The 26,984-nt window shown below is 43.7% G+C and carries 28 protein-coding genes; 1 reads left to right on the forward strand and 27 read right to left on the reverse strand.

From position 1 onward, the window contains the following. Positions 1–77: 77 nt before the first annotated feature. The 5 genes from BLW54_RS02450 to fabZ all read right to left on the reverse strand — a co-directional run bounded on the left by BLW54_RS02450 (position 78) and on the right by fabZ (position 6,893). A complete protein-coding gene (locus BLW54_RS02450) occupies positions 78–3,155 on the reverse strand; it encodes an efflux RND transporter permease subunit (protein ID WP_074733170.1) in 3,078 nt (1,025 codons plus the stop codon). Then, positions 3,155–4,489 carry an efflux RND transporter periplasmic adaptor subunit gene (locus BLW54_RS02455; RefSeq protein ID WP_074733371.1) on the reverse strand — a complete coding sequence of 445 codons (1,335 nt, stop codon included), beginning with the start codon at positions 4,487–4,489 and terminating at the stop codon, positions 3,155–3,157. Before BLW54_RS02455 ends, BLW54_RS02450 begins: the two co-directional genes overlap by 1 nt. A 351-nt stretch (positions 4,490–4,840) precedes the next feature. Continuing rightward, positions 4,841–5,464 (reverse strand): hypothetical protein, encoded by a 624-nt coding sequence (locus BLW54_RS02460; protein ID WP_244153463.1) that lies wholly within the window; start codon positions 5,462–5,464, stop codon positions 4,841–4,843. Positions 5,465–5,971: 507 nt separating this feature from the next. Next, a complete protein-coding gene (locus tag BLW54_RS02465; RefSeq protein ID WP_074733171.1) occupies positions 5,972–6,271 on the reverse strand; it encodes a hypothetical protein in 300 nt (99 codons plus the stop codon). Between the two features lie 199 nt (positions 6,272–6,470). Further along, positions 6,471–6,893, reverse strand: coding sequence for a 3-hydroxyacyl-ACP dehydratase FabZ (gene fabZ / locus BLW54_RS02470; protein ID WP_035506634.1), 423 nt, complete (start codon positions 6,891–6,893; stop codon positions 6,471–6,473). Positions 6,894–7,036: 143 nt separating this feature from the next. Between fabZ and BLW54_RS20350 the strand changes: the two genes are divergently transcribed. Continuing rightward, on the forward strand, positions 7,037–7,183 hold the full coding sequence (locus tag BLW54_RS20350) for a lmo0937 family membrane protein (RefSeq protein WP_139254065.1): 147 nt from the start codon (positions 7,037–7,039) through the stop codon (positions 7,181–7,183). Positions 7,184–7,228: 45 nt separating this feature from the next. On the opposite strand, the gene BLW54_RS20355 is transcribed toward BLW54_RS20350, so the two are convergent. The 22 genes from BLW54_RS20355 to BLW54_RS02575 all read right to left on the reverse strand — a co-directional run bounded on the left by BLW54_RS20355 (position 7,229) and on the right by BLW54_RS02575 (position 26,983). Further along, positions 7,229–7,408, reverse strand: coding sequence for a hypothetical protein (locus BLW54_RS20355; RefSeq protein WP_139254067.1), 180 nt, complete (start codon positions 7,406–7,408; stop codon positions 7,229–7,231). A 180-nt stretch (positions 7,409–7,588) separates the two neighbouring features. Continuing rightward, the gene (locus BLW54_RS02475) at positions 7,589–7,927 is read right to left on the reverse strand and encodes a DNA-directed RNA polymerase subunit beta (protein ID WP_035506635.1); all 339 of its coding nucleotides are present in this window, start codon (positions 7,925–7,927) and stop codon (positions 7,589–7,591) included. 21 nt (positions 7,928–7,948) lie between these two features. Further along, positions 7,949–8,773, reverse strand: coding sequence for a flagellar hook-basal body protein (locus BLW54_RS02480; RefSeq protein ID WP_074733172.1), 825 nt, complete (start codon positions 8,771–8,773; stop codon positions 7,949–7,951). Between the two features lie 17 nt (positions 8,774–8,790). Then, positions 8,791–9,615 (reverse strand): flagellar hook-basal body protein, encoded by an 825-nt coding sequence (locus BLW54_RS02485; protein ID WP_074733173.1) that lies wholly within the window; start codon positions 9,613–9,615, stop codon positions 8,791–8,793. Between the two features lie 34 nt (positions 9,616–9,649). Beyond that, the gene (locus BLW54_RS02490) at positions 9,650–10,648 is read right to left on the reverse strand and encodes a rod shape-determining protein (protein ID WP_035506638.1); all 999 of its coding nucleotides are present in this window, start codon (positions 10,646–10,648) and stop codon (positions 9,650–9,652) included. A gap of 256 nt (positions 10,649–10,904) precedes the next feature. Further along, positions 10,905–11,186: a sporulation transcriptional regulator SpoIIID gene (gene spoIIID / locus BLW54_RS02495; protein WP_035506641.1), complete on the reverse strand. Its 282-nt coding sequence runs from the start codon at positions 11,184–11,186 to the stop codon at positions 10,905–10,907. A 355-nt stretch (positions 11,187–11,541) separates the two neighbouring features. Continuing rightward, a complete protein-coding gene (gene spoIIQ / locus BLW54_RS02500) occupies positions 11,542–12,558 on the reverse strand; it encodes a stage II sporulation protein SpoIIQ (protein ID WP_035506643.1) in 1,017 nt (338 codons plus the stop codon). Between the two features lie 683 nt (positions 12,559–13,241). Then, on the reverse strand, positions 13,242–14,258 hold the full coding sequence (gene spoIID, locus BLW54_RS02505; RefSeq protein WP_074733174.1) for a stage II sporulation protein D: 1,017 nt from the start codon (positions 14,256–14,258) through the stop codon (positions 13,242–13,244). Positions 14,259–14,385: 127 nt separating this feature from the next. After that, a complete protein-coding gene (gene murA / locus BLW54_RS02510) occupies positions 14,386–15,696 on the reverse strand; it encodes a UDP-N-acetylglucosamine 1-carboxyvinyltransferase (protein WP_074733175.1) in 1,311 nt (436 codons plus the stop codon). 34 nt (positions 15,697–15,730) lie between these two features. Further along, the gene (locus tag BLW54_RS02515; RefSeq protein WP_035506649.1) at positions 15,731–16,438 is read right to left on the reverse strand and encodes a YwmB family TATA-box binding protein; all 708 of its coding nucleotides are present in this window, start codon (positions 16,436–16,438) and stop codon (positions 15,731–15,733) included. 102 nt (positions 16,439–16,540) lie between these two features. After that, positions 16,541–16,774 (reverse strand): DUF1146 family protein, encoded by a 234-nt coding sequence (locus BLW54_RS02520; RefSeq protein WP_035506650.1) that lies wholly within the window; start codon positions 16,772–16,774, stop codon positions 16,541–16,543. A 218-nt stretch (positions 16,775–16,992) separates the two neighbouring features. Beyond that, positions 16,993–17,397 (reverse strand): F0F1 ATP synthase subunit epsilon, encoded by a 405-nt coding sequence (locus BLW54_RS02525; RefSeq protein ID WP_035506652.1) that lies wholly within the window; start codon positions 17,395–17,397, stop codon positions 16,993–16,995. A gap of 79 nt (positions 17,398–17,476) precedes the next feature. After that, entirely contained in the window at positions 17,477–18,889 is a 1,413-nt protein-coding gene (gene atpD, locus BLW54_RS02530; RefSeq protein ID WP_074733176.1) for a F0F1 ATP synthase subunit beta, read from the reverse strand. A gap of 42 nt (positions 18,890–18,931) precedes the next feature. Next, a complete protein-coding gene (locus BLW54_RS02535; RefSeq protein WP_074733177.1) occupies positions 18,932–19,795 on the reverse strand; it encodes a F0F1 ATP synthase subunit gamma in 864 nt (287 codons plus the stop codon). 33 nt (positions 19,796–19,828) lie between these two features. After that, positions 19,829–21,337, reverse strand: coding sequence for a F0F1 ATP synthase subunit alpha (gene atpA / locus BLW54_RS02540; protein ID WP_035506658.1), 1,509 nt, complete (start codon positions 21,335–21,337; stop codon positions 19,829–19,831). A gap of 15 nt (positions 21,338–21,352) precedes the next feature. Next, positions 21,353–21,901, reverse strand: coding sequence for a F0F1 ATP synthase subunit delta (locus BLW54_RS02545; protein ID WP_035506661.1), 549 nt, complete (start codon positions 21,899–21,901; stop codon positions 21,353–21,355). After that, positions 21,898–22,419, reverse strand: coding sequence for a F0F1 ATP synthase subunit B (gene atpF, locus BLW54_RS02550; protein WP_035506662.1), 522 nt, complete (start codon positions 22,417–22,419; stop codon positions 21,898–21,900). The genes BLW54_RS02545 and atpF overlap by 4 nt, the downstream gene beginning before the upstream one ends. Before the next feature lie 231 nt (positions 22,420–22,650). Next, positions 22,651–22,863, reverse strand: coding sequence for a F0F1 ATP synthase subunit C (gene atpE, locus BLW54_RS02555; protein ID WP_014644824.1), 213 nt, complete (start codon positions 22,861–22,863; stop codon positions 22,651–22,653). Between the two features lie 49 nt (positions 22,864–22,912). After that, on the reverse strand, positions 22,913–23,635 hold the full coding sequence (atpB, locus tag BLW54_RS02560) for a F0F1 ATP synthase subunit A (RefSeq protein WP_035506665.1): 723 nt from the start codon (positions 23,633–23,635) through the stop codon (positions 22,913–22,915). Positions 23,636–23,659: 24 nt separating this feature from the next. Further along, on the reverse strand, positions 23,660–24,028 hold the full coding sequence (locus BLW54_RS02565; RefSeq protein WP_074733178.1) for an ATP synthase subunit I: 369 nt from the start codon (positions 24,026–24,028) through the stop codon (positions 23,660–23,662). Position 24,029: 1 nt separating this feature from the next. Further along, complete coding sequence (locus tag BLW54_RS02570; protein WP_035506670.1) at positions 24,030–24,248, reverse strand: AtpZ/AtpI family protein; 219 nt, start codon at positions 24,246–24,248, stop codon at positions 24,030–24,032. Positions 24,249–24,829: 581 nt separating this feature from the next. Next, entirely contained in the window at positions 24,830–26,983 is a 2,154-nt protein-coding gene (locus tag BLW54_RS02575) for a S8 family serine peptidase (protein ID WP_074733179.1), read from the reverse strand. Position 26,984 lies beyond the last annotated feature (1 nt).

A 26,984-nucleotide genomic window follows, 5' to 3' on the forward strand; every position in this document is an offset into this window, starting at 1 on the left:
CCCTATAAGAATTGTAAAAAAATGGTGTACCAGGTCATCCAAATATTGGATGACCTGGTACACCAAATAATGTAAACTTACTCTTTTGAGGCTCTTCGTCGGAAGAAGCCGGTGATTTTGTTGGAGAGGTCATCTAAGTATGTGTAAACGACCGGTATAAGCACAAGTGTGAAGAAGCTTGATACTGTTAACCCGAAAATGATTGTAACGGCTAACGGCTGCTGCGCTTCTGCCCCGCGTCCAATGCCGATAGCTAGCGGCACCATCCCTAGGACAGTGGTCAACGTTGTCATCAGGATCGGTCTAAGACGACTCGGTCCGGCTTCCAAAATCGCTTCCGTGCGATCATAAGATTTACGCCTCAAGATGTTTATATAATCAACAAGGACGATGGCGTTGTTGACAACAATCCCTGCAAGCATAATAATCCCCACGAATGCCGGCAAGCTAAATGGCAGCCCTGTTACAAACAGTCCGCTCGATATACCTATAACCGTAGCAGGTAAAGAGAACATGATAATAAATGGGAACAAAAAATTTTCAAACTGAATAGCCATCACTGCATAAACAAGAAAGATCGAGAAAATCAAGGCAAGCGTTAAATCGCCAAAGGCTTCCTGCATGTCCTGGGCCTGGCCACCAATACTGTAGGAGTATCCATCAGGAAAATTCAGGCGCTCCAGCTCTGCGCGCACTTGTTCCGTTGCTGTTCCTAGATCGATATTGGAGACCTCCGCTTCAACATTTACTTGCGGCTGCTGATTTTGCCTCAGCAGGGAAACAGGACCCTGAACTTGGTTTAAATCAGCAATGGTTGCAAGTGGAATCAGGGTGCCATTTGGTGTTTGCACAGACATGCCTTCTAGATCAGCTATGGTTTGTCTTTCGTCTTCCGGGAGGAGGAAGCGAACATCAATCTCATCCGTTCCATCCCGATACCTTGTGGCCACCTGCCCATTAAACCCAAGCTGAACCTGGCTGATGACTTGTTGATCTGTAAGTCCGTATTGGGCGGCTTTATCCTGATCCACTTCTATCTGCATCTCCGGACGCCCTTCATCTGTCGAAGAGGTCGCATTTTGTATTCCATCTATATCATTCATAAGGTAAGCGACCTGGCCAGCCAGTTCATCCAACACTTCATATTCCGCCCCATTAATTTGCACTTCTAACGGTGCACCGGTTCCTAAGCCTGCATTGAGTTCACTCACCTCAATTTCCGCACCTGGAATATCTGAAAGCGACTCATCGATCTCCTGCATGACCGTCTGTGTAGACTTTTCACGCATCGAAGGTTCAACAAGCTGGATGGTATAAGAAGCAAAATCAGAGGATCCATTTCCGACACTTCCCATTGTTCCTCCCCCAACAGAAAGGTAGCTGACATCAATGATTTCGCTGAAGTTCTCTATTTGTCCATCAATTTTTTCCGTAACCGCTTCTGTTTCATCGATGGATGTGCCCTCAGGCATATTCACACGTATTTCCACCTGGCCCTGATCAGAGGGAGGAATGAATTCTGTTCCGATTAACGGAATAAGAGCGACACTCCCCGCAATTAACGCAAAAGTAACCGCCATTGTCGTTTTTCTGAATTTTAATACCCAGCGGAGAAGGGACCGATAGCTATGATTCACTTTATCTAAGAAACGATTGAACCAATAGCGTCTCCCTTCTTCCCGGAGCGATTTCGTTAATAACTTCGAAGATAACATCGGGATCAATGTGACAGAAACCGCTAAGGAAGCAATAAGTGCGAACATAATCGTTAAAGCCAGTGGTGTGAATAATTCCGAGGCAATACCTTCCACAAAGATGATCGGCAAAAAGACAACCAGCGTCGTTGTGGCAGATGCCACAACGGCAGGCGCAAGCTCAGAGGCCCCCTTTTTCGCTGCTTCTACCATCGAATACCCGTGCTGCCGGTAACTGACAATGTTTTCTAAAATCACGATGGAACTGTCGACCATCATGCCAATTCCGAGCGCCAGTCCTCCCATTGTAAGAACATTCAATGTTTCTCCTGTGAAATACATAAGGGTAAACGTCGAGATGATTGCAATCGGAATGGACAGTCCAATGACGAGTGTCGCCCGGATACTTTTCAAAAACAACAGCAGGACTAATACCGAAAATATTCCACCAAGGATAATATTTAAGACCACACTATTGATGGATACCTTTATAAATTCTGATGTATCTAAAACGATGCTGGACTGAACTCCCTCAGGCAAATCTCCTTGAATCTCTTCCATTCCCTCACGTACATTATCCGCCGTTTCTACTGTATTGGCATCCGTCTTTTTTAAAATGGAAAGAACAACAGAAGAGGACCCATTTACTTTACTGATCGTATTCGCAGCTGTAAGGGTTTCTTTGACTTCCGCTATTTGGTCAAGTGTCACCTGGGCGCCTGATGAAGACTGGATGATTGTGTCTTTCACATCTTCAACAGATCCGAACTCTCCGTCTATTCGGATTTGCAAATCTTTCTGCCCTTTTTGAATGGCTCCCGCTGAAGCAGATTGGTTAGAAGCATTCATGGCTTGGATTAAACTTTGGGAGTCAAGACCGTATGTAGCCATTTGGGCGCGGTTAACCAGGACTTGGACCTCTCTGGTTTTTCCGCCCTCGATACTGACGGAGGCCACCCCTTCCTGACGTTCAAGAAAAGGAACAATTCGATCCTCTGCGACTTGCTGGAGTTTTTCCGGCGTATCGCCTGACAAACCGACGGTCATAATCGGCAGCTGTTGGGGATCAAATCGCAACACATTCGGATCTGAAGCACCTTCAGGCAAAAGGCCTGTCATTTGGTCGACATTTTCTCTGACCTCAAGGAGGGTGCTGTCAAGGTTTACTCCCGTGTTAAATTGCATGAGAACCAACGACGCACCAGCCTGGGATTGGGATTGGAGCACCTCTAGCCCTTCGATACTACTCACAGAGGATTCCACAGGTCTACTGACAAGTTTCTCCACCTCCTGTGGTGCTGCTCCTTCATAAGATGTAGAAACAACCGCAATTGGTAAATCAATGTCCGGATACAAATCAATGGTTAAACTCCGTAAGGAAACAAATCCAAGGGCTAAAATTGCGGCAACCATCATCATTACACCAACAGGACGTTTAACAGAAAGGTTCACAAGTTTCATCAGGAATCCTCCTCCATGATCGTCACCTTATCTCCGTCTGATAATGTCAATTGGCCTGTGGTAACGACCGTCGCTTCTTCAGGAAGATCTCCAGATACGGCTGTGAAATCCGTTTGCGATTCAGTTACCGAGACAGCAACCCGGACCGCCTTTTCTTCAACAACTTGGTAGACAAATGTTTCCCCATTCTCTTCCACCACGCTATCTGTCGGAACAATCAATGTGTCTTCCACTACATTTTCCGGGAGCAAAAAGGAAGCCATCATTCCCGGCTTAATTTTTTCATCTCCATTTTCGACCGTCGCTTCTACAGGGTAAAGGCCCGTATCATCAGGAACGGAGGACACATAGCTCACAGTCGATTTTACTTGTTCTTCAAGTGATGGGAGATCGACTTCAAGCTCTTGTCCTTTAGTGAAAAGAGACAACTGTTCTGCCGTAACCGAAGCAGCAATCGTCATCGGATTGAGGCTGACAATTGTGGCAAAAGGCTGTTGATTGGTTACCATATCTCCCTCATCAGCATCAAGTGTAGAAACTTCACCAGTAACAGGAGCCGTAATGGCTTCATTCTCTGCCTGCTCCTGTGCCTGATTCAGTTGGACATTTGCCTGCTCCAGCTGTAATTCTGCCTGTTCTTCCGCTACACGAGCCTGTTCTAATTGTTGCTCGGCCTGGTTCACTTGTGCCTCTGCCTGAGCAACAGCTGAGGAAGATTGTGGCTTCTCCCCACTCAATTGCTGGTATTGAGCATAGGCTTGATCTGCGCGATTTTGCGCCTGCTGATATAACGCATCAGGGATGGTTCCTTCGTCAGCCAGCTTTTTGGTTTCATCAGCGATTTGCTGCGCTTGTTCATATTGTTGCTTAGCCGTTTCTGAGGCCTGAGCTGTTTGGCTCGCCTCTGATTTCGAGGCTTGTTTCGCAAGGTTCACTTGTTCTTTAGCATTTTCAACGCCTTCGGCTGCTTGTTGTTTGGATATTTTGGCATTCTCAAGCTGTGTTTCAGCCTGACGAACAGCAATTTGCTGAAGCTCCACTTGACTGTCCGCATCCCCGCCTGGGCGAACAACGGCAAGGGTTTCCCCCTTTTCCACTCTGTCTCCTTTCGCCACATTCAAAGTCGCGAGTTCCCCCGGTGTCTCCGGGGCAATTGGGGAAGTATCAGCAGCTGTCGCACGTGCCACCAGCTTTCGTTCCACAACAAAATCCTCTTTTTTTACGGATTCCACTTTAACAGGAGTGATCCGTTCCTCTATTTTTTTATTGGTCTCCTCCTGATTACAAGCGGTTACAAAGAAGAGTACCAATGCCATAAGAAACAACCGTTTCATTTCAGACTCCCTCTCCATATTCAAGACTTTCCTAAAGCTTCCGAAACAATTTCTATTCTCTATTTTCCATATATAGTTAAAGAGAGAATGCGACTTTAAACGTTCTGACTATGTAGTCACAATTACGATTAATGTTACTAAACAGCTATGTGTAATGCAACTTGTAGTATTCCCACGAAAATGACAATATCATGACTTTTTTTGGAAGAAAATCCACACCTTATTTTCTGTTTGGGAACCCCCGCTAAGACGCCAGATCCCCTCTCCTATCGAAACAGATCCAGAGAAAAATAATACGCTTCAGTTAGGTCAAAAAAAAACTGAACCCCATGTGAGGTTCAGTCTCCATGATTATTGGAGGGTGTTCCCGAGTTGGGCGACGATCAAGTCCAACTTTTTGACTCTCGGCAGCTCATAGCCTGGGAATCGTTCATCAAAGTGAGCAAATACTGGTTCAAGAGCTTCATCTTCCAGGAGTTCTTCATAAGTAAGAAAAGTATGCTGATATTGTTCGATATAGCGTCTCATCTTTTTATCAAACCCGGACAGGTGATACGTGGAAGAAAAGTCGAATGCTTTGACAATATCACTATCATACGTAGGGAAGCTTGGATTCATCGTATGCAGCATGGAAGCCGCCAGAGGGAATTGCATCGTTGGGTTCCCTTTATGGTTCTTCACTTCATAAAGGCTTTTTGTAATTTGAACAATGTTTGGACGTTCATAGTCTCGCTGCTCTTCCATTATTTTGAAGTAATACGTTTCAAATTCCTTCGTCAAACTTGGGTTGTCCAAACGGAAAAAGTGACGGAAGATGAATTGAAATAAGGTATCATCCGGTACATAGGTGTCTTGAAAGACTGTATGAAGGTAAAGATATACGTCCAATTTTTCCAGAGGAATGCCATTCACCACTTTTTCATAGTCTTCCAAAAGCAGGTCTTTCAAATCATTTGCCGTTCTGTATTTCATCATTAATCACCTCTATTCGCTTATTCCACACATAAGAAACCGAAAAACTTCTGTTATAAAGTTTTTTACTATGTCTACTTCTATTTTACATAATATATAAGCGTTTTCCAAAGGTTTTCAAAATAGCGGACTAAGAAGGGTAAGTCCGGAATCTTGCTTGAGTTTATGAAAATAAACCGTTGGAATAAGAAAAGGAGGGATATGATGGATATCGCAGCCCTATCACATGGCTATAAAGGAACACAAACTTTAAGCAGCAATCAAGTTGGGCTCTTATGGATAAAGGCAGAGAGGAAGCGGTGGAAAAAGGAAACCAGATGGGCTGGAATGCTTGCATATCCAAGCCTCCTCATGATTCTATGACCTAAAAGGATAAAAGACAATAGGGACAGCAGGTCTTGAATCTACTGTCCCTTCCTTTAAATCTTGAAAGCATCCGACATTGATCGGGAGTTTATGCACCCCATTCTTCTTTCCATAAAAAAAAGCCGCTATAACGCGGCTTCCTTTTTATTGGTTATTCTCTTCATCATCTGTGGCACCATCATCTGTCATGCCATTTTCACCATTTTCACCATTTCCGCCATTTCCGCCATTTCCGCCATCTGTCTGATCATCCATTTGATCTTCTTCTCCCATGTCACCTTCTTCTTCATTCATGCCGTTATCTTCTGTGTTGTTCTCTTCTTCCATGTTATTTTCTTCTTCTGTATTGTTTTCTTCTTCTTGAGGTTCTTCCTCAGCTGCACAAGCTCCAAGCAAAGATACGGCAAAAAACGCAACCAACAGTTTCATAAGTAAAGCTTTCATAAGTGTTGTCCTCCTTTTAATGAATTCGAAATCTAGTATGCCCATATCCTGTAAATTCATCCATTCCTTTTAAATTTTTTTCAAAATCGTGAACGTAGAGCAGCTGGTTTGAAAACATCGAGGCTTCATAAAAGGTTGTCAATCATACGAAAGACAAAAAAAAGAACACAGCAAATGCGCCGCGTTCTCTCTTCGTATCTTATTTCAAAGCAAACATAATCTCCGCTTCGCAAGCGACTTCTCCATCTACAGATGCTGTCGCTTTTCCTTTTCCTACAGGTCCCTTCAGACGGACAATTTCTACTTCTAACTTCAATCGATCCCCCGGCTTCACCTGACGTTTAAAACGACACTTATCAATCCCTGTGAAAAAGGCAAGCTTGCCTTGGTTTTCTTCTTTTTTCAACATAGCAACCGCGCCCATTTGGGCCATCGCTTCTGTAATCAAGACTCCCGGCATCACAGGATAATCAGGGAAGTGACCTTGAAAAAAAGGTTCATTTGCCGTAACGTTTTTATAACCCACGGCACGCTCTCCTTCTACGAGTTCCTCTACTTGGTCAATTAGTAAAAATGGATAGCGGTGTGGAATGATCTCTTTAATTTGTTGTATATCCAGCATCATCTGGCTCCTTTCCTTTTACATGCTTTCATTATAAAAGAAGCAAGTGGAATCGACAAAGTTTTTTCAAATTCATTGTTTTAAAGGATTAGATTAGGGAATTATACGAACAAGTTCACAATATACAAAAGGAGGTTGCTGCCATGCTTTGGACTATTCTTATTATTCTCCTCATGCTATGGTTATTAGGGCTTCTCGGCGGAATCGCCGGAAACTTAATCCACATTCTACTTGTGGTAGCACTTGTCGTCTTTATTGTGCGTCTCGTACAAGGACGCGGCCGATTATAGTAAAGAAGAAGAATGACCGCTATGGTGCTTAGCCATAGCGGTTTTTTATGAGATGCGTGTCCGTTCATTATCTGGAGATGGTGTGGAGACTGGATGACAAGATTCATACCTTCCCTGCCATAGGATGAATAGTATGAGCGCATCTCCTGTGATTACTAAATTCCCAGAATAATAGCGATCCACATAATACGTAAACAGAATCATTAAATCGAAGCCTCTCCCCATTTTTAATGGTCCTGACTCCTTCTGCTAATTCTGGTCTCGCTGTAGATTGATAGAGAAACTCGAGTCTACCGTTTCATGTTAGATAGAGGTTCCCCTAACAACACGCAAAAAACACGAGCCTAATAGACTCATGTTCTGCATATCGATAAGTTTGTACCATAGAATGTAGTACAAGCTTTACTATTCGGTTTTCATTACAATATTCCAAATATGCTGCCATGTATCCATTTTCAGCGCATTAGTTGGGTTTCCATCACCGATAACCCCATACCCGACCATCAATCCAATCAGTAAGGCAGCCACACTGAAAAGGAGCACGAAAATGATTCGCAGCCAAATCGGCAGGACGCGGCGACGCCCTTTTTTAGGAGCTTTTTCTTTTTCTTGAGTTCTCCCTTTTTCGGACGATGTTTTCTTCGCAGGTTTCTGCTTCGTGGCTTCATCTAAAGCTTTACGCTTTTTTTCTTTTTCCTGCTCTTTATTTAGCTGTTTGCCTTTTGATTTAGGATCTGTTGCCATGATCTGTCAAGCTCCTTACGTTTATGTTCTCAGTTGACTCACAAGCCCCATCATCTGATCACCTGTGGATATGGACTTAGCATTTAATTGATAGGCACGCTGTGCCATTAGCATTTCCGTCATTTGTTTGGAAACATCCACGTTCGATGCCTCCAGCGTTTTGGACTGAATCCTCACATTTCCAGGCTGTACTCCTTCGATTAAGCCTTCCTCTGCGATATCATCAGGAATGCGGAAACGGTTCTCTCCTGCCGATTCTAACATACGTGGACGGACGGCTTCACTAATGTTCAACCGTCCTTCCACCATCTTCTGTTCGTCCCCTCGAGTGACAAGGATTGATCCGTCACGATCGATGTTTATGGATTGGAAATCATCTACAAGCAAAATAGGATCTCCATCTTCTCCGATTACCGGATATCCATCTGCATCTGTTACCATGAGCTGTGTATCATTCACAGGGGTTAAATAAAAATTCCCTGCCCGTGTGTAATGAGTCTCTTCCCCGGCTTCTGTAGGGACGCGCACTTCAAACAAGTGGTTGTTCTCTAATAACGCAACATCAAGTTCTCTGTCGGTTTCTTTCAGGCTTCCCTGTGTTAAATCAAGATTTGTATGGCCAAGTTTAGCTCCAGTCCCAATCCGAACCCCCTGCGGGGTAAGGCGACCGACTTCTGCTTCTTGATAAGACTGATTGTTGATTTGTTGATATAGCAATGAAGAGAAATCGGCACTGCGGCTTTTATACCCCGTCGTTTCACTATTGGCCAAGTTATTTCCTATAAGATCCAATTTCTTTTGCAATTGTCCTATCGATACTGCCGATTGGATCATTGAACGATTCATGAACGATGCCACACTCCTTATCTTAATCGGCCGATTTCAGTGACTGCTTTTTGCATACTTTGATCATATGCCTTCAAAACACGTTGATTCATTTCAAACGAACGGTATGTATTCATCATATCTGTCATGGTTCTGTTCGAATCCACATTCGAGCGTTCCAAGTGATTTTGCTGGATCGAATAGGATACTCCCTCTTCTTCTCCAGGATTTTCTATGATCATTCCTTCTTCTGAGAGACGGTATAGATTATTCCCCTCTTTTACCATCTCGGCTGCATCAGGAGTATAGGCGATGCCAAGTGTCGTGACCTGTCCCTCCACAGAAAGGGTCCCACCGTCTGTCACATGGAAGTCCATGCCCCCTGTGGCAATAGGCTCTTCATTATCATCTAGAACATAATAGCCTTGGTTTGTAGTCAGAAATCCTTCTCCATCAACCGTAAAGTTTCCATTCCGAGTAAACCTCTGTTCTCCTTCTTCATTCTGCACACGAAAAAAAAGAGAACCGGATTCATCCGGTACAGAATTCTGTATAAGAGCAAGGTCTGTCCCAACTCCTGTCTCTTTTACATCTCCTTGTACAAAGGAAGGCACAGCCTCTTGCATGTACACACCTGTATTAAGGGATCCTACATGACCATTGTCAGGTACTTTGAATCCATTTTTCGTAGGGATTTCTTTACTTCCCATCCGCTCAATTAAGAGCTCTGGAAAAGCTCGCAACGTCCCCTGATCTTCTTTGTACCCTGGTGTATAAGCGTTTGACATATTGTTCGATAAAGTTTCCTGCATCCGCTGGTTGGCCATCATACCTGCTGCGGCAGTGTAAAATCCCCTTAACACAGTGTCTTCACTCCTTTTCGAACGTGGTCCTTCATTATAACTTCGTTGAAATTCGCTTATCGATATTTTCAAGCATGATTCCTGTACCTGTCGCCACACAGTCCATCGGTGATTCGGCGATAAGAACAGGTACTTTCAATTCTTCAGCCAGCAATTGATCGATTCCGTGCAATAACGCACCTCCACCAGTCATAATTACTCCTCGGTCGATAATATCTGCAGACAGCTCAGGTGGTGTACGTTCCAAGACTTGTTTTGCTGCTTGGATAATGACCTGAACAGATTCACGTAACGATTTCTCAATTTCCTCTGAGTTAACAGAAATCGTACGTGGTAGTCCTGAAACCATATCACGGCCGCGTATTTCAATTTCTTCGTTCCTTGAACCTGGAAAAACAGTCGCTACACTGACTTTAATGTCTTCAGCTGTGCGTTCCCCGATCAAAAGTTTATATTCTTTTTTAATGTATTGAAGAATTTCATGATCAAACTTGTCTCCGGCCATTTTAATAGAAGAAGCTGTGACGATATCACCCATGGATAAAACAGCGACATCCGTCGTACCACCTCCGATATCCACCACCATGTTTCCACTTGGCTGGAAGATATCCATACCGGCACCAATAGCTGCTACCTTAGGTTCTTCTTCAAGGTATACTTTTTTACCACCGGATTTCTCTGCCGCTTCTTTGATCGCTTTCTGCTCCACTTTCGTAATGTTAGTAGGGCAACAGATCAACATGCGCGGTTTAGATAAGAAACCTCTCACATTTGTTTTCTGTATAAAATGCTTCAGCATCGCTTCTGTAACATCAAAATCCGCAATAACGCCGTCTTTAAGTGGACGGATGGCTTCAATGTTGCCTGGAGTACGTCCGACCATACGGCGAGCTTCTTCACCGACCTCAAGCACTTTTCCAGTATTGCGGTCCATAGCTACCACGGACGGTTCGTTTAATACAATTCCTTTACCTTTTACGTGGATGAGCACATTGGCTGTACCAAGGTCAATCCCTATATCTCTCGCAAACATGTTCTGTAGATCCTCCCTATTGTAAAAAGCATAATTACCTGTAACGCTCAGGACCCTCGTTATCCGTTACGTTTCGTCAGCAATGAAGAACAATCTCCTTTTGCCGTATGTTTCCCTATTGTTTCAAGTTCTATTTTAATTTATATCTTACACATCTAATTCTATATTCTATCACAAAATTACGACATCCGTCTCTTGAGAAATGAAAAAAGTTACCAAATATCGAGGAAATGTGACAAAGGGAGGAAATCAGAGATCATGCGAGAGGCTGAACTGGTTGATCATCAACGAATTGTGTTTTGTATTTTTTCCGTGTAGCTTCTCCACCCCTGAGGTGACGGATCTCTTTGTGATGATCGAGTATTTTCTTGACTTCTTTAGCTAACTCAGGATGTATTTCCGGTAGTCTTTCGGTCAAATCCTTATGAACCGTGCTTTTAGAAACGCCAAATTCCTTGGCGATCACTCTCACCGTTTTCTTCGTTTCAATAATGTGCTCTCCAATCTTGATAGTCCTCTCTTTGATGTAATCATGCACTCCACTCGCCTCCTGTGATTGACTATCCAAGGGGGTGGGATTCTTAGGAAAGCGGTTAAATTGTCAAGTAGGGGTGTTTTTTTCTCTGGAAGTTGAATCATGCTGAACCACCCTGGATGTTACCGAGTGCTCGGTTATCCTCATTGTATTAATAAAAGCTCTAAGATATGCCATATGAAGTATGGGCTATTGCGATTTCTTGTAATTTTATGCAAAAGAGTTGAATTAAATATGTAAACCTCTCTCTTTTCCTGACCACATGGGGAACAAAAATGAAATATTATATGTAATGCCCTCTATAAAAACGGCCTCTATCCAATTAAACAAAAAAAAAATGAGGGCAGAGCCCTCATTTTTATGCTTGTGTGTTTGAGATGGAAGAGCCGCTTTCTTCACCTGGTGTTTGCTCTTCATCTTCAGAGCCAGTTGGATCTTCATCCATATTCAATTCCTCATCTTCAGAAGGCTGCTCACCATCTTCTTGTGGCTCCACACCTTCTTGTGGCTGTTCAGCGTCTTCTTGTGGCTCATCGCCTTCTTGCGGCTGTTCCGCATCTTCCTGTGGCTCAGTGCCTTCTTGTGGCTGCTCAGCGTCTTCCTGTGGCTCAGTGCCTTCTTGCGGCTGCTCAGCTTCTTCCTGTGGTTCTTCAGCTGGAGCTTCTTCCCCATCTTTTTCGATGATTTTACTCATCGGCTGACCGAAGAATTCCTCAGGGTTTACAGGTTGTCCATCATTCCGTACTTCGAAATGGACGTGGACACCACTCGCCTGACCGAATGAGTTACGGCCTGCTGAACCAAGAACATCACCTTGAGCGATATCGGATCCTGCTTTAACTTCCACATCTTCTAAACTAGCATACACAGTTGTGATGTTTTCATCATGTGAAACTTCAATTACATTGCCATATAGAGGATCTTCTTTAACTTCTGTGACTTGTCCAGATAAAGCAGCTGTCACTTCAAAAGCTTCTCCATCTTCTCTAGTGATGTCTACGCCTTCGCTTTGGTAATACTTATTGTTGTATAGAACCAGTGCACTTTCTTGATCTTTTTCGGAAGCGTCATAATCATAGAACTTAGTGACAATAGATGCTGTTTGTTCATCAGCTACAGGCATTTCCAGATTTTCCTGATGATCCATAACAGGTACGGCGTCTTTCTCATTATCCGTCAAAAACTCATCCTGGACTTGAGAATCGGGTTTTTCAGCAATTTGGTCTTCCAAATCATTTGTTCCTTGCTGATACCAGAATACTCCGACAAGAACCAATGCTGCTACTGACAAATACAATGCTGGATACAACCACTTCTTGCGCATTAAGCGTTTGAACTTTAATTTAGTCACGCTTTTCTTACCTTCTTCTTTCATGTTCATCACCTCAAAAACCATTCTGAACACTTATGTGGGATTATATACATCAGGAGGAAAAAATTATAAAATAACTAAACTTATCTTCCATAATCATTCCCTTATCCAGAACCGTCAGTTCCGAGACATTTTGTGCTGTGAATGGGGATGGGAAGCTACTCGCTTTCCGCATGGAATACGACAAGCCTTCTCAGGCTTTACCCTGTGGGGTCTCGCCATGCAATCCTTTCTCGCAAAAGTATTGCATCTTCCCACCTCCCATTCCCAAAATGAGTAGCTTAAACTCCGGCAACAGCAAAAGGGAGCTTTCATGAAAACAGTAAACAACTCTACAGCAAAGGTATCATCGAGTTTCCCCATTCACTGGTTGATCACAGAATGACTCCGATCCCCACATATGGCATAGATGACTTATTGTACTGAAGCGTGGGAAGTCTCACTAGCCGCTAGCCCGCGGAACTGGATATTGCGATTTTTAGGATTTGCGTGACAGCTGAAATCCCGGATCAAGGAGTTTCCCCAAACGCCCGTGGAAAGCGAGTCCTTCCCCAACGTTCCTTAACTATTCCAAGGTCTCTCGAACCGTCTTCCTGGTAACGGCCATATTGTTGAAGAGAGGCGTATCAATTGGCTTAGCAAACAGAAAAAAAAGAGCAGCCAAAAGCCGCTCTTTGGTTAACCGTTTATTCTTTTTCTATAGTGAGAGAAGCCGTTTGTGTACTGACTGGAGCGATTTCCGTGTTCTGATAGTAATGGTGAATGATTTCTTTATAATTCTTCCCTGATTTCGCCATCCCATTAGCTCCGTATTGACTCATCCCTACGCCATGACCATAGCCTTTTGTCGTAAAGATCACATGATCTCCTTTTTGCTTAATGGAAAAATCACTGGATGGCAGGCCGACTTTTTCACGAATTTCTCTTCCCGAAAAGGTCTGATCTCCAAAGTGAACTTCATCCACTCGGTTCCCTTCTGTCTTGGTCATCGAGGTTTGCTGGATATTCGAATCGATGTTTACACCAAGGGTCTGTTCAAGCTCAGCAACAGTGAGTATTTTCTGATCCGCAAATTTCGGTGATTTTTGATCCCATGGACTTTCCACACTTTGAAGGTAGGGAATATCCTTTTCCCAGTAATCCCCTGCATTCTCTGTGTATCCATTGCTTGTAGAAAAGAACGCCGCATCAATCGGTTCTTGCTTATAAGTAATGATTTCTCCTTTCGTTGCCTCCACCGCTTGGTTAATCTTCTTCATATTTTCATTATAATCTTCTTTCCACTGGCTTCGTAGTTGCTCCTCATCTTTATATACTTGGTGATTGACTGTATCGGTTACATCCGCTTCTGGTGAAACTTTTTCTCCCTCTATCATGTGGCGGGTAATATAGGTCCTTGCTGCCAGGGCCTGGGCTTTTAATGCTTCCATTTCAAAGTTTACGGGCATTTCAGATGCAACCACACGGGCCACATAATTTTCTAAAGGGACTTCCTCGATTTGTTCAGTGGTACTTCTAAATACTCTCACAGCAAATGGGGAGTCCTCCGCAGTCGATACTTGTTCCGTTTGATTTGTTTCTTGCACTTCTTCCCCTGTACCATCGGAATTAGTAAATGGGACGACAATCAGCGTTGGTAGGATAAGTATTGTCGCAAATAAGCCGCATACTGCAATAATTCCGATACTGTTGTTTTTTTTCATCCGCATCCTCCTGGTCTTAAAATGGATCATTCTACTAAAATATATCCAGAAATGAAAGATGATAGAACTAAAAAAGCTCGCCTATTTCAAAAATTATTGAAACAGGCAAGCTATCATGATGTATATATTATAATGTCGATACTGATTCACTTGGTTCGTGATCTTCTGAATACGTTTCTTCTTCTTTGACGCGTTCAATATCGGCGCCAATAGCAGCTAATTTTTCAGTGAAGTTCACATACCCGCGATCTAAATGCTTAAGTTCTGTCACTCTTGTGTATCCATCAGCAACTAATCCAGCTAAAATCAAAGCAGCTCCTGCTCGTAAATCAGTGGCTGCGACTTCAGCGCCTTGCAGAGAAGATGGACCTTCTACAATGACACTGCGTCCTTCGATTTTTAATTTAGCGTTCATCCGACGGAATTCTTCTACATGCATAAAGCGGTTTTCAAAGACCGTTTCCGTAATAACACTCGTACCCGTGGCATTAAGCATAAGTGCCATCATCTGGGATTGCATGTCTGTCGGGAAGCCGGGATGCGGCATCGTCTTAAGATCGGTAGCTTTTAAAATATCTGGACCAATGACACGAAGTCCATTCTCTTCTTCTTGAATGATGACGCCCATTTCTTCCATCTTGGAAACAAGTGAACGTAAATGTTCATGCATTGCCCCTTGTACGAGAACGTTTCCTCCGGTAATGGCGGCAGCTACCATAAACGTACCTGCTTCAATACGGTCTGGTATGATCGTATGAGTCGCTCCTGTGAGCTTCTCTACACCTTCAATTCGAATCGTTTCTGTTCCTGCTCCGACAATATTTGCACCCATTTTATTCAGGTAGTTGGCAAGATCCACAATTTCTGGTTCTTTCGCACAATTTTCAAGTACCGTTCTGCCTTCTGCAAGAGCTGCAGCCATCATTACGTTTTCTGTAGCTCCTACACTAGGAACATCAAAATAAATTTTAGCCCCTTGTAAGCGTCCCTTCACTTCGGCTTCTACGTAGCCATTACCTACGGTTACGTCAGCTCCCATGGCTTCAAAGCCTTTTAAGTGCTGATCAATTGGACGTGAGCCAATGGCACATCCTCCTGGCATAGCCACCTTAGCATGGCCATACCGGGCCAAAAGTGGTCCCAATACAAGAACAGAGGCGCGCATTTTCCGAACATATTCAATTGGTGCTTCTGTTTCTAATTCACGAGAAGCATCTACCGTGACTGTATTCCCCACCATAGTTACATTTGCATTCATGTGGCGAATCACTTCGTTAATCGTATATACATCAGCTAAAGCGGGTACTTCATGTAGTATGCTTTTTCCTTCACTTGCGATAATACTTGCTGCGATGACAGGCAGTACGGCATTCTTGGCACCTTCAGCTTTCACGGTACCATTCAGCTGCCTCCCACCACGGACGATGATTTTTTCCAAGGTTCATTCTCCTCCGCGTCCATATTCACTATTATTAATATTCAGCAGTTATTATGGGTGTGCCAATCGTGATGTTTGTCTCCCCGCCCAAAGTTCGAGTAGCGAATTGTGTATTCATCATTTGATCCCCTGCACGTATGGCCTGATCCCATTTTTGTGTGTATCCGGTTCTGCTTGTCCAACCATTTTCGTCGATTTCATCTATTGTTGCTACATTGAATGCTTGTTTGAATTTTTCATACACTAAAACATCATCAATAATACCACTAAACTTAGCTTTAAGACAAGTGAATTTAGTGACATTTTTTGAGAAAAATCGGCGGGATACTTCTTCGACCGTCGTTTGGTTAAGTTTTGTTAATGAAGGTGTTCCCTGTCCTTCTGTGGAATAAACCATTTCCACATTGCTCTTATTATTGTGTGGGAAAATCATGCTATAGGTTTCGACGATTTGTTTGTTTTTGTGACTGTTTTTTACAGTATATTTGACTGCATTCGCTGTTCTTTCCTGTGAAATCACAGCATTATTCCAAAAGGTTGCGAGTTCTTCCTTAATCTTGTCCGCTTCGTTGGTAGATACCTTTTCTTTCATCGTCACCGACCAGCTATTCACTTCGAGCTGCTTATCCGCAGCAAATGACGCGAACTCCATTAGCGCTTCATGAGAACCTGTCATTTCCTGTGGATAAGCACCTGTTCCTATAATAAATAGAGCTATAATTCCAGCTAAAACACTTTTCATTTTGTAATGCCTCCCCAAGCATTTTCTTACTATAAGTTTGACCTGAGAAGACAACATTCATACGATACAATTCCTAACAACTTTAGACAATAAACGTATGAATTAAAACAAATAGACGAGACTATTAGACCATTTGATAAAATCCAGAAAGAAGTTACTTACAGTGGTTCCTAAAGCAATGGTTACCATAATCAATAAAGCTCTAGCTTCAAATACGCGATTCTTTCTAAAGAATGCATCAAAATTGACGGATTGTAATACTCTCCAGGTAATGATAATGAAAATTAAATGAGAGGTCATACTAAGAATCGCTTCTTCGGCAAAATATTGTTCCATCGTGGGCACTCCTTCCTTCACCCGTGTCGAGATTCATCATAGAGCATGCTAGAAAGAATGAGAATCTGACAAAAGAGGGAATATTCCACTTCATTTCCCGGGTAATAACTCTATTTCTCCATCAATTTGACGGTACTAGTCAACATTCACTGACGAAAAAAGTCTTTCATTACAGTTTAACCTTTTCATAAAAAAACTGCTCTCTTAAAGAAAGCAGTTTAAAAATTGTTCTCATAAACATCCAAGCGATTCAAGGCACGCTTGAGTGCCATTTCAGCCCGTTGGAAATCAATGTCAGCTTGTTTGTTCTGCAGGCGGCGTTCGGCTCGTTCTTTGGCCATACGGGCACGATCAATATCGATATCCGAAGGTTTTTCAGCAGATTGTGCCAGGATCGTCACTTTATCAGGACGAACTTCTAGGAATCCACCATTTACTGCGATACGATCAGATTTCCCTTCCCCTTTCAGACGGACGGCGCTGATCGTAAGCGGGGCTACTGTCGGAATGTGACCTGGTAGAATCCCCAGCTCACCGCTTTCCGCTTTACAGCTGACCATTTCAAATGCATCTTCCAACACCGGGCCATCAGGAGTGACTACACTCACCGTCAGTGTGCTCATACGTATTCCTCCTTGGCTGATATCATGAAGGAGGAAGAGGAAAGGCCGTTAGTGCCCCCTCTCATTCCTTCAGACCTGTTTATTGCATTTGTTTTGATTTTTCAACGACTTCCTCGATACGTCCAACGAGACGGAACGCGTCTTCAGGAATGTCATCATATTTGCCGTCAAGGATTTCCTTGAATCCTTTAACTGTTTCTGAAACAGGTACATAAGAACCAGGTTGTCCTGTGAACTGTTCAGCAACGTGGAAGTTCTGAGATAGGAAGAATTGAACACGACGTGCGCGGGACACCGTCAATTTGTCCTCATCAGAAAGTTCATCCATACCTAAGATAGCAATGATATCTTGAAGCTCTTTATAGCGCTGAAGCGTACGTTGAACTTCACGTGCAACTTCATAGTGCTCCTCACCTACGATTTCAGGGTCCAGCGCACGAGAAGTGGAAGCGAGTGGATCCACGGCTGGGTAGATGCCTTGCTCAGAAAGTTTACGTTCCAAGTTTGTCGTTGCATCCAAGTGTGCGAATGTTGTCGCAGGGGCAGGGTCTGTATAGTCATCGGCAGGGACATAAATCGCCTGGATCGAAGTTACGGATCCTTTATCTGTAGACGTGATTCGCTCTTGAAGCTGCCCCATCTCTGTTGCCAATGTCGGTTGATAACCAACGGCTGATGGCATACGGCCAAGAAGGGCAGATACTTCAAGGCCACCTTGAGTGAAACGGAAAATGTTATCGATAAAGAATAGTACGTCCTGTCCTTCTTCATCACGGAAGTATTCCGCCATAGTCAAACCAGTCAAAGCTACTCGCATACGGGCTCCTGGTGGTTCGTTCATCTGACCGAAAACCATAGCTGTTTTGGAAATTACACCAGAGTCCTTCATTTCGTAGTACAGGTCATTTCCTTCACGTGTACGCTCACCCACACCTGCGAATACAGAAATACCGCCGTGCTCCTGAGCGATGTTATTGATTAATTCCTGAATCAGTACGGTTTTACCTACACCGGCACCACCGAATAATCCAATCTTACCACCTTTAACGTAAGGGGCAAGAAGGTCGACGACTTTGATTCCTGTCTCCAGAATTTCAGTCTCTGTTGCAAGATTTTCAAATTTAGGGGCCTCACGGTGAATCGGGTCACGACGTACGTCATCACCAAGAGGCTCATCAAGGTCGATGTTGTTGCCTTCTACGTTAAATACTCGTCCTAGTGTTACTTCACCAACTGGTACAGAAATCGGCTTGCCTGTATCTGTAACTGATGTACCACGCATGACACCTTCCGTAGATGACATAGCAACGGTACGAACGGTATTGTCCCCCAGGTGCAGGGCAACTTCTAATGTAAGATCGACGCTTTTTTCGTTTTCATTCTTTGCTTCGTAACTTACGTGCAATGCGTTATTAAGATCAGGGAGTTGTCCATCATCGAACGTTACGTCCACAACGGGCCCCATGATTTGGGTCACGCGTCCATTACTCATCGATTTCCCTCCTAACTTACTGTTCAAAAAATCAGAGAGTTCCTATTCGAGGGCAGCTGCACCGCCGACAATTTCGGTAATCTCCTGTGTAATAGCAGCTTGACGTGCGCGGTTATAAGAAAGCGTAAGATCACCAATCAAATCATCAGCGTTATCTGTCGCACTCTTCATAGCCGTCATACGTGCTGCGTGCTCACTTGCCTTACTATCGAGTAAAGCACCGTAAATCAAGCTCTCAGCGTATTGAGGAAGCAAGACTTCTAAAATTTCTTCTTGGTTCGGCTCATACTCATACGAACTTTGACTCGGTTTCCCATCTTTATTCATATCAGTCAGTGGGAGAAGCTTTTTCTCCGTCACTTCTTGAGTGATGGCACTGACGTAATGATTGTAATAGATATAAAGCTGATCGATTTTCTCATCTGTGTACAGTTGAACTGTATCTGATGCGATATCTTTAATATCTGAGAAATCCGGTTGATCGGCGATACCAGTTATATCCATATCCACTGGCATGTTCCGTTTACGGAAAAAGTCACGCCCGATCCGGCCGACCGTAATCAATGTATACTCATTCGCTGAAGTATGTTTGCTCCGAATTTGCTGATAAACCTTACGGAGAACGCTACTGTTGAAGGCTCCAGCAAGTCCACGGTCAGAAGTGATGACAAGATACCCTGTCTTTTTGACTTCACGCGCCTCAAGCATTGGGTGACTTGCATCACCGCCACCCTGGGCGATGCTTGCCACTACTTCTTGAATTTTTTCACTATATGGAACAAACCTCTTCGCATTCTGTTCGGCACGGTTCAGTTTGGAGGCAGAAACCATCTCCATCGCTTTCGTGATTTGCTTCGTCTTCTTCGTTGACGTAATCCGGCCTTTAATATCTCTAAGGGATGCCACGCTTTTTCACCACCCTTTCCAGCTATGGTTCATTTATTCAGAAACGACAAATGTCTTCTTGAATTCTTTCACAGCACCACTCATATCTTCATCTTCACCAAGTTTGCCTGTCTCACGAATTTGTGATAAAAGCTCTTTGCGGTTGTTATCCAGCCAGTTGTGGAATTCAGATTCGAAGCGAGTGACATCTTCTACTGGAATATCATCTAAGAATCCTTTTGTAAGAGCGTAAATGATCATGACTTGTTTTTCTACAGCTAGTGGTTGGTGAAGGCCTTGTTTCAGTACTTCGACCGTACGGGCACCACGGTTAAGCTTCGCTTGTGTTGATTTATCTAAATCAGAACCGAATTGAGCGAATGCTTCCAATTCACGATAGGAAGCCAAGTCAAGCCTAAGTGTACCGGCAACTTTCTTCATTGCTTTGATTTGTGCTGAACCACCTACACGAGAAACAGATAGTCCTGCGTTGATCGCTGGTCGAACACCTGAGAAGAACAAATCAGACTGCAAGAAGATTTGACCATCAGTAATGGAAATTACGTTTGTCGGAATGTAAGCAGAAATATCACCAGCTTGTGTTTCTACGAAAGGAAGTGCAGTCAGGGAACCGCCACCTTTTGCATCACTAAGCTTCGCTGCACGTTCTAGCAAACGAGAGTGTAGATAGAATACGTCTCCTGGGAAGGCTTCACGGCCTGGCGGACGACGAAGTAATAGAGAAAGTTCACGGTAAGCGGCTGCTTGTTTAGACAAGTCGTCATAAACAACTAATACGTGCTTGCCGTTATACATGAATTCTTCACCCAAGGATACACCAGCGTATGGAGCCAGGTAGAGCAGCGGAGCAGGCTGGGAAGCACTTGCCGTTACAACGATCGTATAATCAAGTGCGCCATGACGACGCAGGGTTTCTACTGTGCCGCGTACAGTTGATTCCTTCTGACCAATCGCTACGTAAATACAAATCATATCCTGGTCGTGCTGATTCAAGATAGCATCGATGGCTACAGAGGTTTTACCCGTCTGACGGTCACCGATGATTAACTCACGCTGTCCACGGCCAATGGGTACTAGAGCATCGATGGCCTTAATACCTGTTTGAAGCGGTTCATCAACGGATTTACGGTCCATAACCCCAGGTGCTGGAGATTCGATCGGACGAGTTTTAGTCGTTTCAATTGGACCACGACCATCAACTGGCTGTCCGAGTGGGTTCACGACACGTCCAAGCATCTCTTCTCCGACGGGTACTTGCATAATCCGTCCTGTACGACGAACTTCGTCGCCTTCTTTAATATCTGTATATGGTCCAAGAATGACAAGACCAACGTTACTTTCTTCCAAGTTCTGTGCCAATCCCATGACACCATTCGAGAATTCAACGAGCTCACCAGCCATGACATTATCAAGACCATGAGCACGGGCAATACCGTCACCAACTTCGATTACGGTTCCCACATCATTGACTTCTATATCTGATTCATAGTTTTCAATTTGCTGTTTAATCAGCGCACTGATTTCTTCAGCTTTGATGCTCATGCCATTTCACCCCTATCATCTATTGTTCGCAGAAACTAACTTGCGCTCTATGCGGCGAAGTTTCCCACTGACAGAACCATCAAATATACGATTACCAACCCTCAAGCGAATGCCACCAAGAATAGAAGGGTCTACGATATTCGTTAGGTTCAAAGATTGTTTACCGACTTTTGGTGCGAATGTTTCTGAAATGCGTTGTTTCTCCGTTTCAGAGAGTTCCCGTACAGAATAAACATTAGCTTCTGCAATTCCTTTTGCATCATTAATCATTTGAATATAGCAACCAATCATATCCTCAATGATTTCTTCACGGTGTCTTTCTACCAACAGCTTCAAAGTATTAACGACTTCGCTAGAGAAAGATTGGAAGGAATCGTCAACGAGCTTTTTCTTCTGTTCGATGGAAAACCGTGGGTGCTTCAGGAATGAGAATATTTCTTTATTGCTGCGAAAAACATCGCGTAATGTTACCAATTCTGATTCAAACTGATCTAATTTCGACTTTTCTTTTCCTAATTGAAAAAGTGCGTCTGCATAGCGTTTCGCAATGATAGATTGACTCATCGCTCTTCGCCTGCCTCATCGATATATTGATTGATCAATGCCTCTTGATCTTTTTGAGAAAGTTCTTTCTCAATTACTTTCGAAGCAATCATGACAGACATGCTTGCCACTTGATCTTTAAGGGCTTGAACAGCTTTTTCTTTCTCCTGCTCGATTTCCTGACGAGCAGACTCCTTCATACGTTCTGCCTCCGCACGTGCTGATTCAAGAATATCCTTCTCTTGCTGGCCTGCCGTTTTACGGGCATCCTCAATAATATTCTGTGCATCTTGGCGTGTTGCCTTCAACTCTTCAGAAGCTTCACGCTGCATGCGTTGTGCTTCTTCTCGGCTCTTTTCTGCCGTGTTGATTTCATTTGCTACATAATCTTCACGTTCTTTCATCATCTTCATCAATGGTCCCCAAGCGAACTTGCCTAGAAGAGCAAGTAGACCAAGGAAGAAAACAAGTTGAACAATCATGTCACCTATATTAAGTCCTCCAGCTCCGAGGACCAGACTCTCTGTAAATCCTTGCACAGTTTTCACTCCTCTCCACACCATCTCGTAACAGGTTTACACTTTTTTAACGCCGTAACTACAGATCCTGTGCTACGGCCAGACAAGCGAAAAACCCGGCTTCCACTGCATAACAGCTTCCGTCGAAGTTTTCTTACCGTGACTTTCGGGTATAAAGTTTTCGTAAGGTATAAAGGAAAGGCGAAGATCGATGGAGTTGAACTTCGCCATAAGCGTATATGCTCGTCCTAATTATTGTCCCATTACGATGAATGCAATAACAACGCCAATGATAGGAATCGCCTCAACTAGGGCAACACCGATGAACATTGTCGTTTGAAGTGCACTGCGCAATTCTGGTTGACGCGCAATCCCTTCTACTGTACGACTTACAATTAAACCGTTACCAATACCAGCACCTAGTGCCGCTAAACCTACTGCAATTGCAGCTGCTAAAAGACCCATAATGAAAATCCTCCTCATATTTTTAAAAAATTAATTTTAATGCTTTATATTAATGGTCTTCGCTCACCTTGTGAGACAAGTAAACCATCGTTAACATAACAAAGATAAATGCCTGGATGAAACCAATGAAAGTACTAAAGCCCATCCATGCAACCATCGGAACGGTTGCTCCGATAAACCCGCCTATGCCTGTCGTTGCTAGTCCAACGAGCAAGCCAAGCAGAATCTCACCTGCATAAATGTTCCCGTAAAGACGCAAACCAAGAGTCAACGTATTTGAGAACTCCTCAATAATCTTGAATGGTAGTAAAAATGGCAATGGACGCACAAATCCTTTTGCATATTCACCACCGCCCCGCAATTTCACTCCATAATAATGAGACAGAACAACAACAAGTGTCGCAAGTGTCAAAGTGATCCCCGGGTCAGCTGTCGGTGATTTCCACCAAAGTGTATGTCCTACAACACCGTTGGTGACGACACCGAGCATGTTCGCTACGAAAATGTAGGCGAATAATGTCAATCCCAGCGGTAAAAAGAGCCTGCCTGTTCTCCAATCCATGTTCGATCCGATGATTCCTTTGATGAAATCAATTAACCATTCCATGAAATTCTGAAAACCTGTCGGATATCGCTGCATGTTTCTTGTCGCCGCTACGCCGAGGATGAATACGATCAATGACGCGACAAACATCATTAGAACGTTAGACAAATTGAAATCCAACCAAGAAATTCCAAACGCATCCTCCCACATCGGTGCTTCGTGATTCAAACTGTTCACCTACCTTCCATCATGCTAAACTATTGATTTATTGAACAGATAATCTATTAAAATGACAAAATAGGCTGCCATTAAGCCCAAAACTACTGAAATCAAATGGAAATATTCTTCAAACTGAAGGGCTATGACTACGGCTAATGCGCCTGAAGCCAATCGCGTAAAAGTACCAATTCCTCTTACAGAGTGGTTCTCTGCGGAAGCTTCGCCAAGCTTGCGGATCTTTCTTTGCATGAGCCAGAGGTTATAGAAGCTCAATGCGCTTCCTAGCAGAAGTCCGAGGAATATCGGTTGCCAAGGGGTGATGCCCCAACCAAGTACAAATAATGCCAGAAGGTAGAACATCCATTTTCGTTGACGGGTTATCATTTGTTGATATAATTGCATGTCAATCGTCTCCCGTGTACTTTCGTACTAAATGAATGGTTCCATATGTACCTGCACCTAACCCGAGGAGTAATCCTATGATTAAGAATATGGGTTCAGTGGAATAGTGACTGTCGATCCATTTCCCGAGGAACACACCGGCCAATGGTCCGCCTGCGAGCTGGGATGTGATCATACTGGTTAAAGCCATCGCTTTAAAGGGTGGATCGGTCTTTTTCATCCGTTGTTCCTCCCTAATCATAGAGCGGCTGAAAACCTTTATCGTCACCTATGTAAACCTTATCATTCCACACTATGTAAGAATACAATAGGGGTGTTTTGATGTCAATGAGTTTGTGAGTAAAAGTACAAATGGATGACATGATTCGATCACATTTTTGTCACATTTGCACCTGCCTTGGTATTCCTTGAAAATAATGGGACACAATGAAAAAATTAGTCCACATATCTTCATCAACTTATTGCTTTAATAAAACATGATTGTCCCTGTTCAGAGAAAGTGACGGAACAGGCGCGGATGACGGATGCCTGTCAAAACATGAAAAGACTCCCCTCCACCTAGCTAGGGTGAGCTAGATGGAGGGGAGTCTTTTTTGGCTATAAGCTAGCAAAGGCGTACAGACTGTGACACTCCTGTGGAAAAACGGCTGGATCCGCCCCCCCCCCCCCGCAATATGGGTTTCACGAGGAAGCTCGGGCGTTCGTCCGCGGAAAGGGAATGGTCTGGCAAGAAAAAAGCTTGTAGAAAAACACGGGGTTTCTCTACAAGCTGCAGCGCATCTTCAATGCGCTGTTTTTATATCATTTTCCTTCTATATAAATAGGAAATGGATAAAGGGACTCTTTATCTTCCGTTTCGACACTTACAATAGCGAGATAACTGCCCTCAAGATTTTTCTCACTTATATCTAATTCCCCTTCAATTAACCCTGCATCTAGATCCTCTAATTCTAACAAAGTGCCTGCACTTAACAACGTACCCGCCCTGTATAAATCAACCCTTAATGTGTCAATTGGCTCTGCTAAATGGAAGCGGTAAGAGGCTTCACGGTCATTTTGCCACATCGGATTCAATTCAAAACCTGAAACGATCTCATAATCCGACTCCTCTTTCACATAGACGTAAGGTACGGTAAACACATTTTCTTCAGCTTTGACTTTTAAATACCCTTCATGCACACCGTCTTCTAAGAAGGCAGAAGACACATGGAGCTCTACTTTAAGATCTTTTGTTTGTTCAGGAGGAATTTCAGTGGTCATCGGCACCGTCCATGATTCGCCTTTTTTACGGTCCGGCTCCTCTATTGTAATTTCCATCGGTTTATCGGTTAAGTTCCTGACCGTTAATGGTAGGCTTTTTCTAAATAACTTTTCTTCCAATTTTCCAAATGATAGGGAGCTTTGTTCAACAAGCAGCTCAGGTTCTATGGCCTCATTAATATTCACAAACCCTGCTCCTTGTTCTGTTGGCGGAAATGGACCTTTTGAATTCGAAACTAAATCTGCCGTACTTGTCAGAGCTTGTTTAATTTCAGAGGGTGTCCACTCTGGGTGGGCTTCTTTCATTAAAGCCGCGATCCCGGCAATATGTGGAGCTGCCATACTTGTCCCTTGTAATGACTCATATCCACCTGGGATCGTACTGTGTATATTCACGCCAGGTGCCAGAATATCCGGTTTAATTTCCCAATTAGTTGTTACAGGGCCTCGGGAACTAAACGGTGCCACTTGGTCACCAAGGGTAACTTTCACTGTTTCGACCCATTGATTTTGAAGAACGACTTTTTCTTTTACCCATGCTCCCGCTTCTTTCGATAAAGAAGCAACAGGAATAGGCAATTCCACACCATCTAATCCACCTTGAAAAGCTCCCTCCTCATTATTATAAATAAGTACAGCCACCGCCCCTTTTTGATAAGCCATTAAAGCTTTTTCACTAAATGGTGCCCCTCCTCTTTCGAATAAAGCAATTTTTCCTTGGAGGTTAACCCATTCCCTATCCCCTTTCCCCACATATCTCACGGGGTATTTCTTAGTTAAATCCCACGGTACCGATCCAGCCATGGTTTGGATACGTATTCTCTCCCTTTCCCCTGCCACCTTTAAAAATGGGGCCTCCTGCGCAAGAGCAGACGCTCCCACTGTAATGGCCTCTGAGGATGTAGCCGGAGATCCGACCGTCCATCCTCCCGGTCCTGAATTCCCCGCAGCCACCACTACTACTGTTCCCAGTTCGATCGCTTTATTGACCGCATGAGTAGTCGGCCAGTCAGGACCATTGACATCATTCCCAAGAGAGAGGTTAATCACATCCATCCCATCCTCCACTGCTTCTTCAATGGCAGCAATCACTTGGACAGATGAACCTACACCTCCTGGTCCTAATGCACGATAAGCATAAAGCTCAGAATCAGGAGCCATTCCTTTCATCTCTCCATCTGCTCCAATGATTCCGGCTACGTGTGTTCCATGGGAGGTAGCTCCTTCTTCTTTGGTTTCCATCGGATCATCATCAAAATCCACCGTATCATATCCACCTTTAAAGTTTTGCTTCAAGTCTGGGTGGTTGTAATCCATACCGGTATCAATGATTCCGACCTTAACTCCTTTACCTGTCTGTGGATGTTGGAATTTCTTTCGGATTAATTCCGTGGAAAAAGACATTCCTTCTTCTTGCAGGGCTTCATATTTATGGACAGGATACTGATTCTTTACCGCATCCATTCGGGCGACTTTTTCTAATTCAGCTGCTGTCCCGCGAATCGCGGCTCCATTAAAAATAGTATCGTAACTGGCTACTACTTCAAGTCGGGGCCATCTTCGTTCGACTTCTTCAATGAAGGTTTCTGGTTTTTCTTCCAATTCAACAATGACAGTCACTTCTTCATTAGGTTCAGGAGCACTGAATCCGGTCAACAAAAAGATGGTCATAAGGGTGAGAAAAAGATAGCGCATA

Source organism: Halobacillus karajensis (assembly GCF_900108515.1).
In the GTDB taxonomy this organism is placed as follows: Bacteria; Bacillota; Bacilli; order Bacillales; family Halobacillaceae; genus Halobacillus; species Halobacillus karajensis.

Excerpts from the sequence above, each read along its gene's own strand:
- BLW54_RS02450 (WP_074733170.1), bottom strand. The coding sequence starts at position 3,155 with ATGAAACTTGTGAACCTTTCTGTTAAACGTCCTGTTGGTGTAATGATG.
- BLW54_RS02455 (WP_074733371.1), bottom strand. The coding sequence starts at position 4,489 with ATGAAACGGTTGTTTCTTATGGCATTGGTACTCTTCTTTGTAACCGCT.
- BLW54_RS02460 (WP_244153463.1), bottom strand. The coding sequence starts at position 5,464 with ATGATGAAATACAGAACGGCAAATGATTTGAAAGACCTGCTTTTGGAA.
- BLW54_RS02465 (WP_074733171.1), bottom strand. The coding sequence starts at position 6,271 with ATGAAAGCTTTACTTATGAAACTGTTGGTTGCGTTTTTTGCCGTATCT.
- fabZ (WP_035506634.1), bottom strand. The coding sequence starts at position 6,893 with ATGCTGGATATACAACAAATTAAAGAGATCATTCCACACCGCTATCCA.
- BLW54_RS20350 (WP_139254065.1), top strand. The coding sequence starts at position 7,037 with ATGCTTTGGACTATTCTTATTATTCTCCTCATGCTATGGTTATTAGGG.
- BLW54_RS20355 (WP_139254067.1), bottom strand. The coding sequence starts at position 7,408 with ATGGGGAGAGGCTTCGATTTAATGATTCTGTTTACGTATTATGTGGAT.
- BLW54_RS02475 (WP_035506635.1), bottom strand. The coding sequence starts at position 7,927 with ATGGCAACAGATCCTAAATCAAAAGGCAAACAGCTAAATAAAGAGCAG.
- BLW54_RS02480 (WP_074733172.1), bottom strand. The coding sequence starts at position 8,773 with ATGAATCGTTCAATGATCCAATCGGCAGTATCGATAGGACAATTGCAA.
- BLW54_RS02490 (WP_035506638.1), bottom strand. The coding sequence starts at position 10,648 with ATGTTTGCGAGAGATATAGGGATTGACCTTGGTACAGCCAATGTGCTC.
- spoIIQ (WP_035506643.1), bottom strand. The coding sequence starts at position 12,558 with ATGAAAGAAGAAGGTAAGAAAAGCGTGACTAAATTAAAGTTCAAACGC.
- spoIID (WP_074733174.1), bottom strand. The coding sequence starts at position 14,258 with ATGAAAAAAAACAACAGTATCGGAATTATTGCAGTATGCGGCTTATTT.
- BLW54_RS02515 (WP_035506649.1), bottom strand. The coding sequence starts at position 16,438 with ATGAAAAGTGTTTTAGCTGGAATTATAGCTCTATTTATTATAGGAACA.
- BLW54_RS02520 (WP_035506650.1), bottom strand. The coding sequence starts at position 16,774 with ATGGAACAATATTTTGCCGAAGAAGCGATTCTTAGTATGACCTCTCAT.
- BLW54_RS02525 (WP_035506652.1), bottom strand. The coding sequence starts at position 17,397 with ATGAGCACACTGACGGTGAGTGTAGTCACTCCTGATGGCCCGGTGTTG.
- atpD (WP_074733176.1), bottom strand. The coding sequence starts at position 18,889 with ATGAGTAATGGACGCGTGACCCAAATCATGGGGCCCGTTGTGGACGTA.
- atpA (WP_035506658.1), bottom strand. The coding sequence starts at position 21,337 with ATGAGCATCAAAGCTGAAGAAATCAGTGCGCTGATTAAACAGCAAATT.
- BLW54_RS02545 (WP_035506661.1), bottom strand. The coding sequence starts at position 21,901 with ATGAGTCAATCTATCATTGCGAAACGCTATGCAGACGCACTTTTTCAA.
- atpE (WP_014644824.1), bottom strand. The coding sequence starts at position 22,863 with ATGGGTCTTTTAGCAGCTGCAATTGCAGTAGGTTTAGCGGCACTAGGT.
- BLW54_RS02565 (WP_074733178.1), bottom strand. The coding sequence starts at position 24,028 with ATGCAATTATATCAACAAATGATAACCCGTCAACGAAAATGGATGTTC.
- BLW54_RS02570 (WP_035506670.1), bottom strand. The coding sequence starts at position 24,248 with ATGAAAAAGACCGATCCACCCTTTAAAGCGATGGCTTTAACCAGTATG.
- BLW54_RS02575 (WP_074733179.1), bottom strand. The coding sequence starts at position 26,983 with ATGCGCTATCTTTTTCTCACCCTTATGACCATCTTTTTGTTGACCGGA.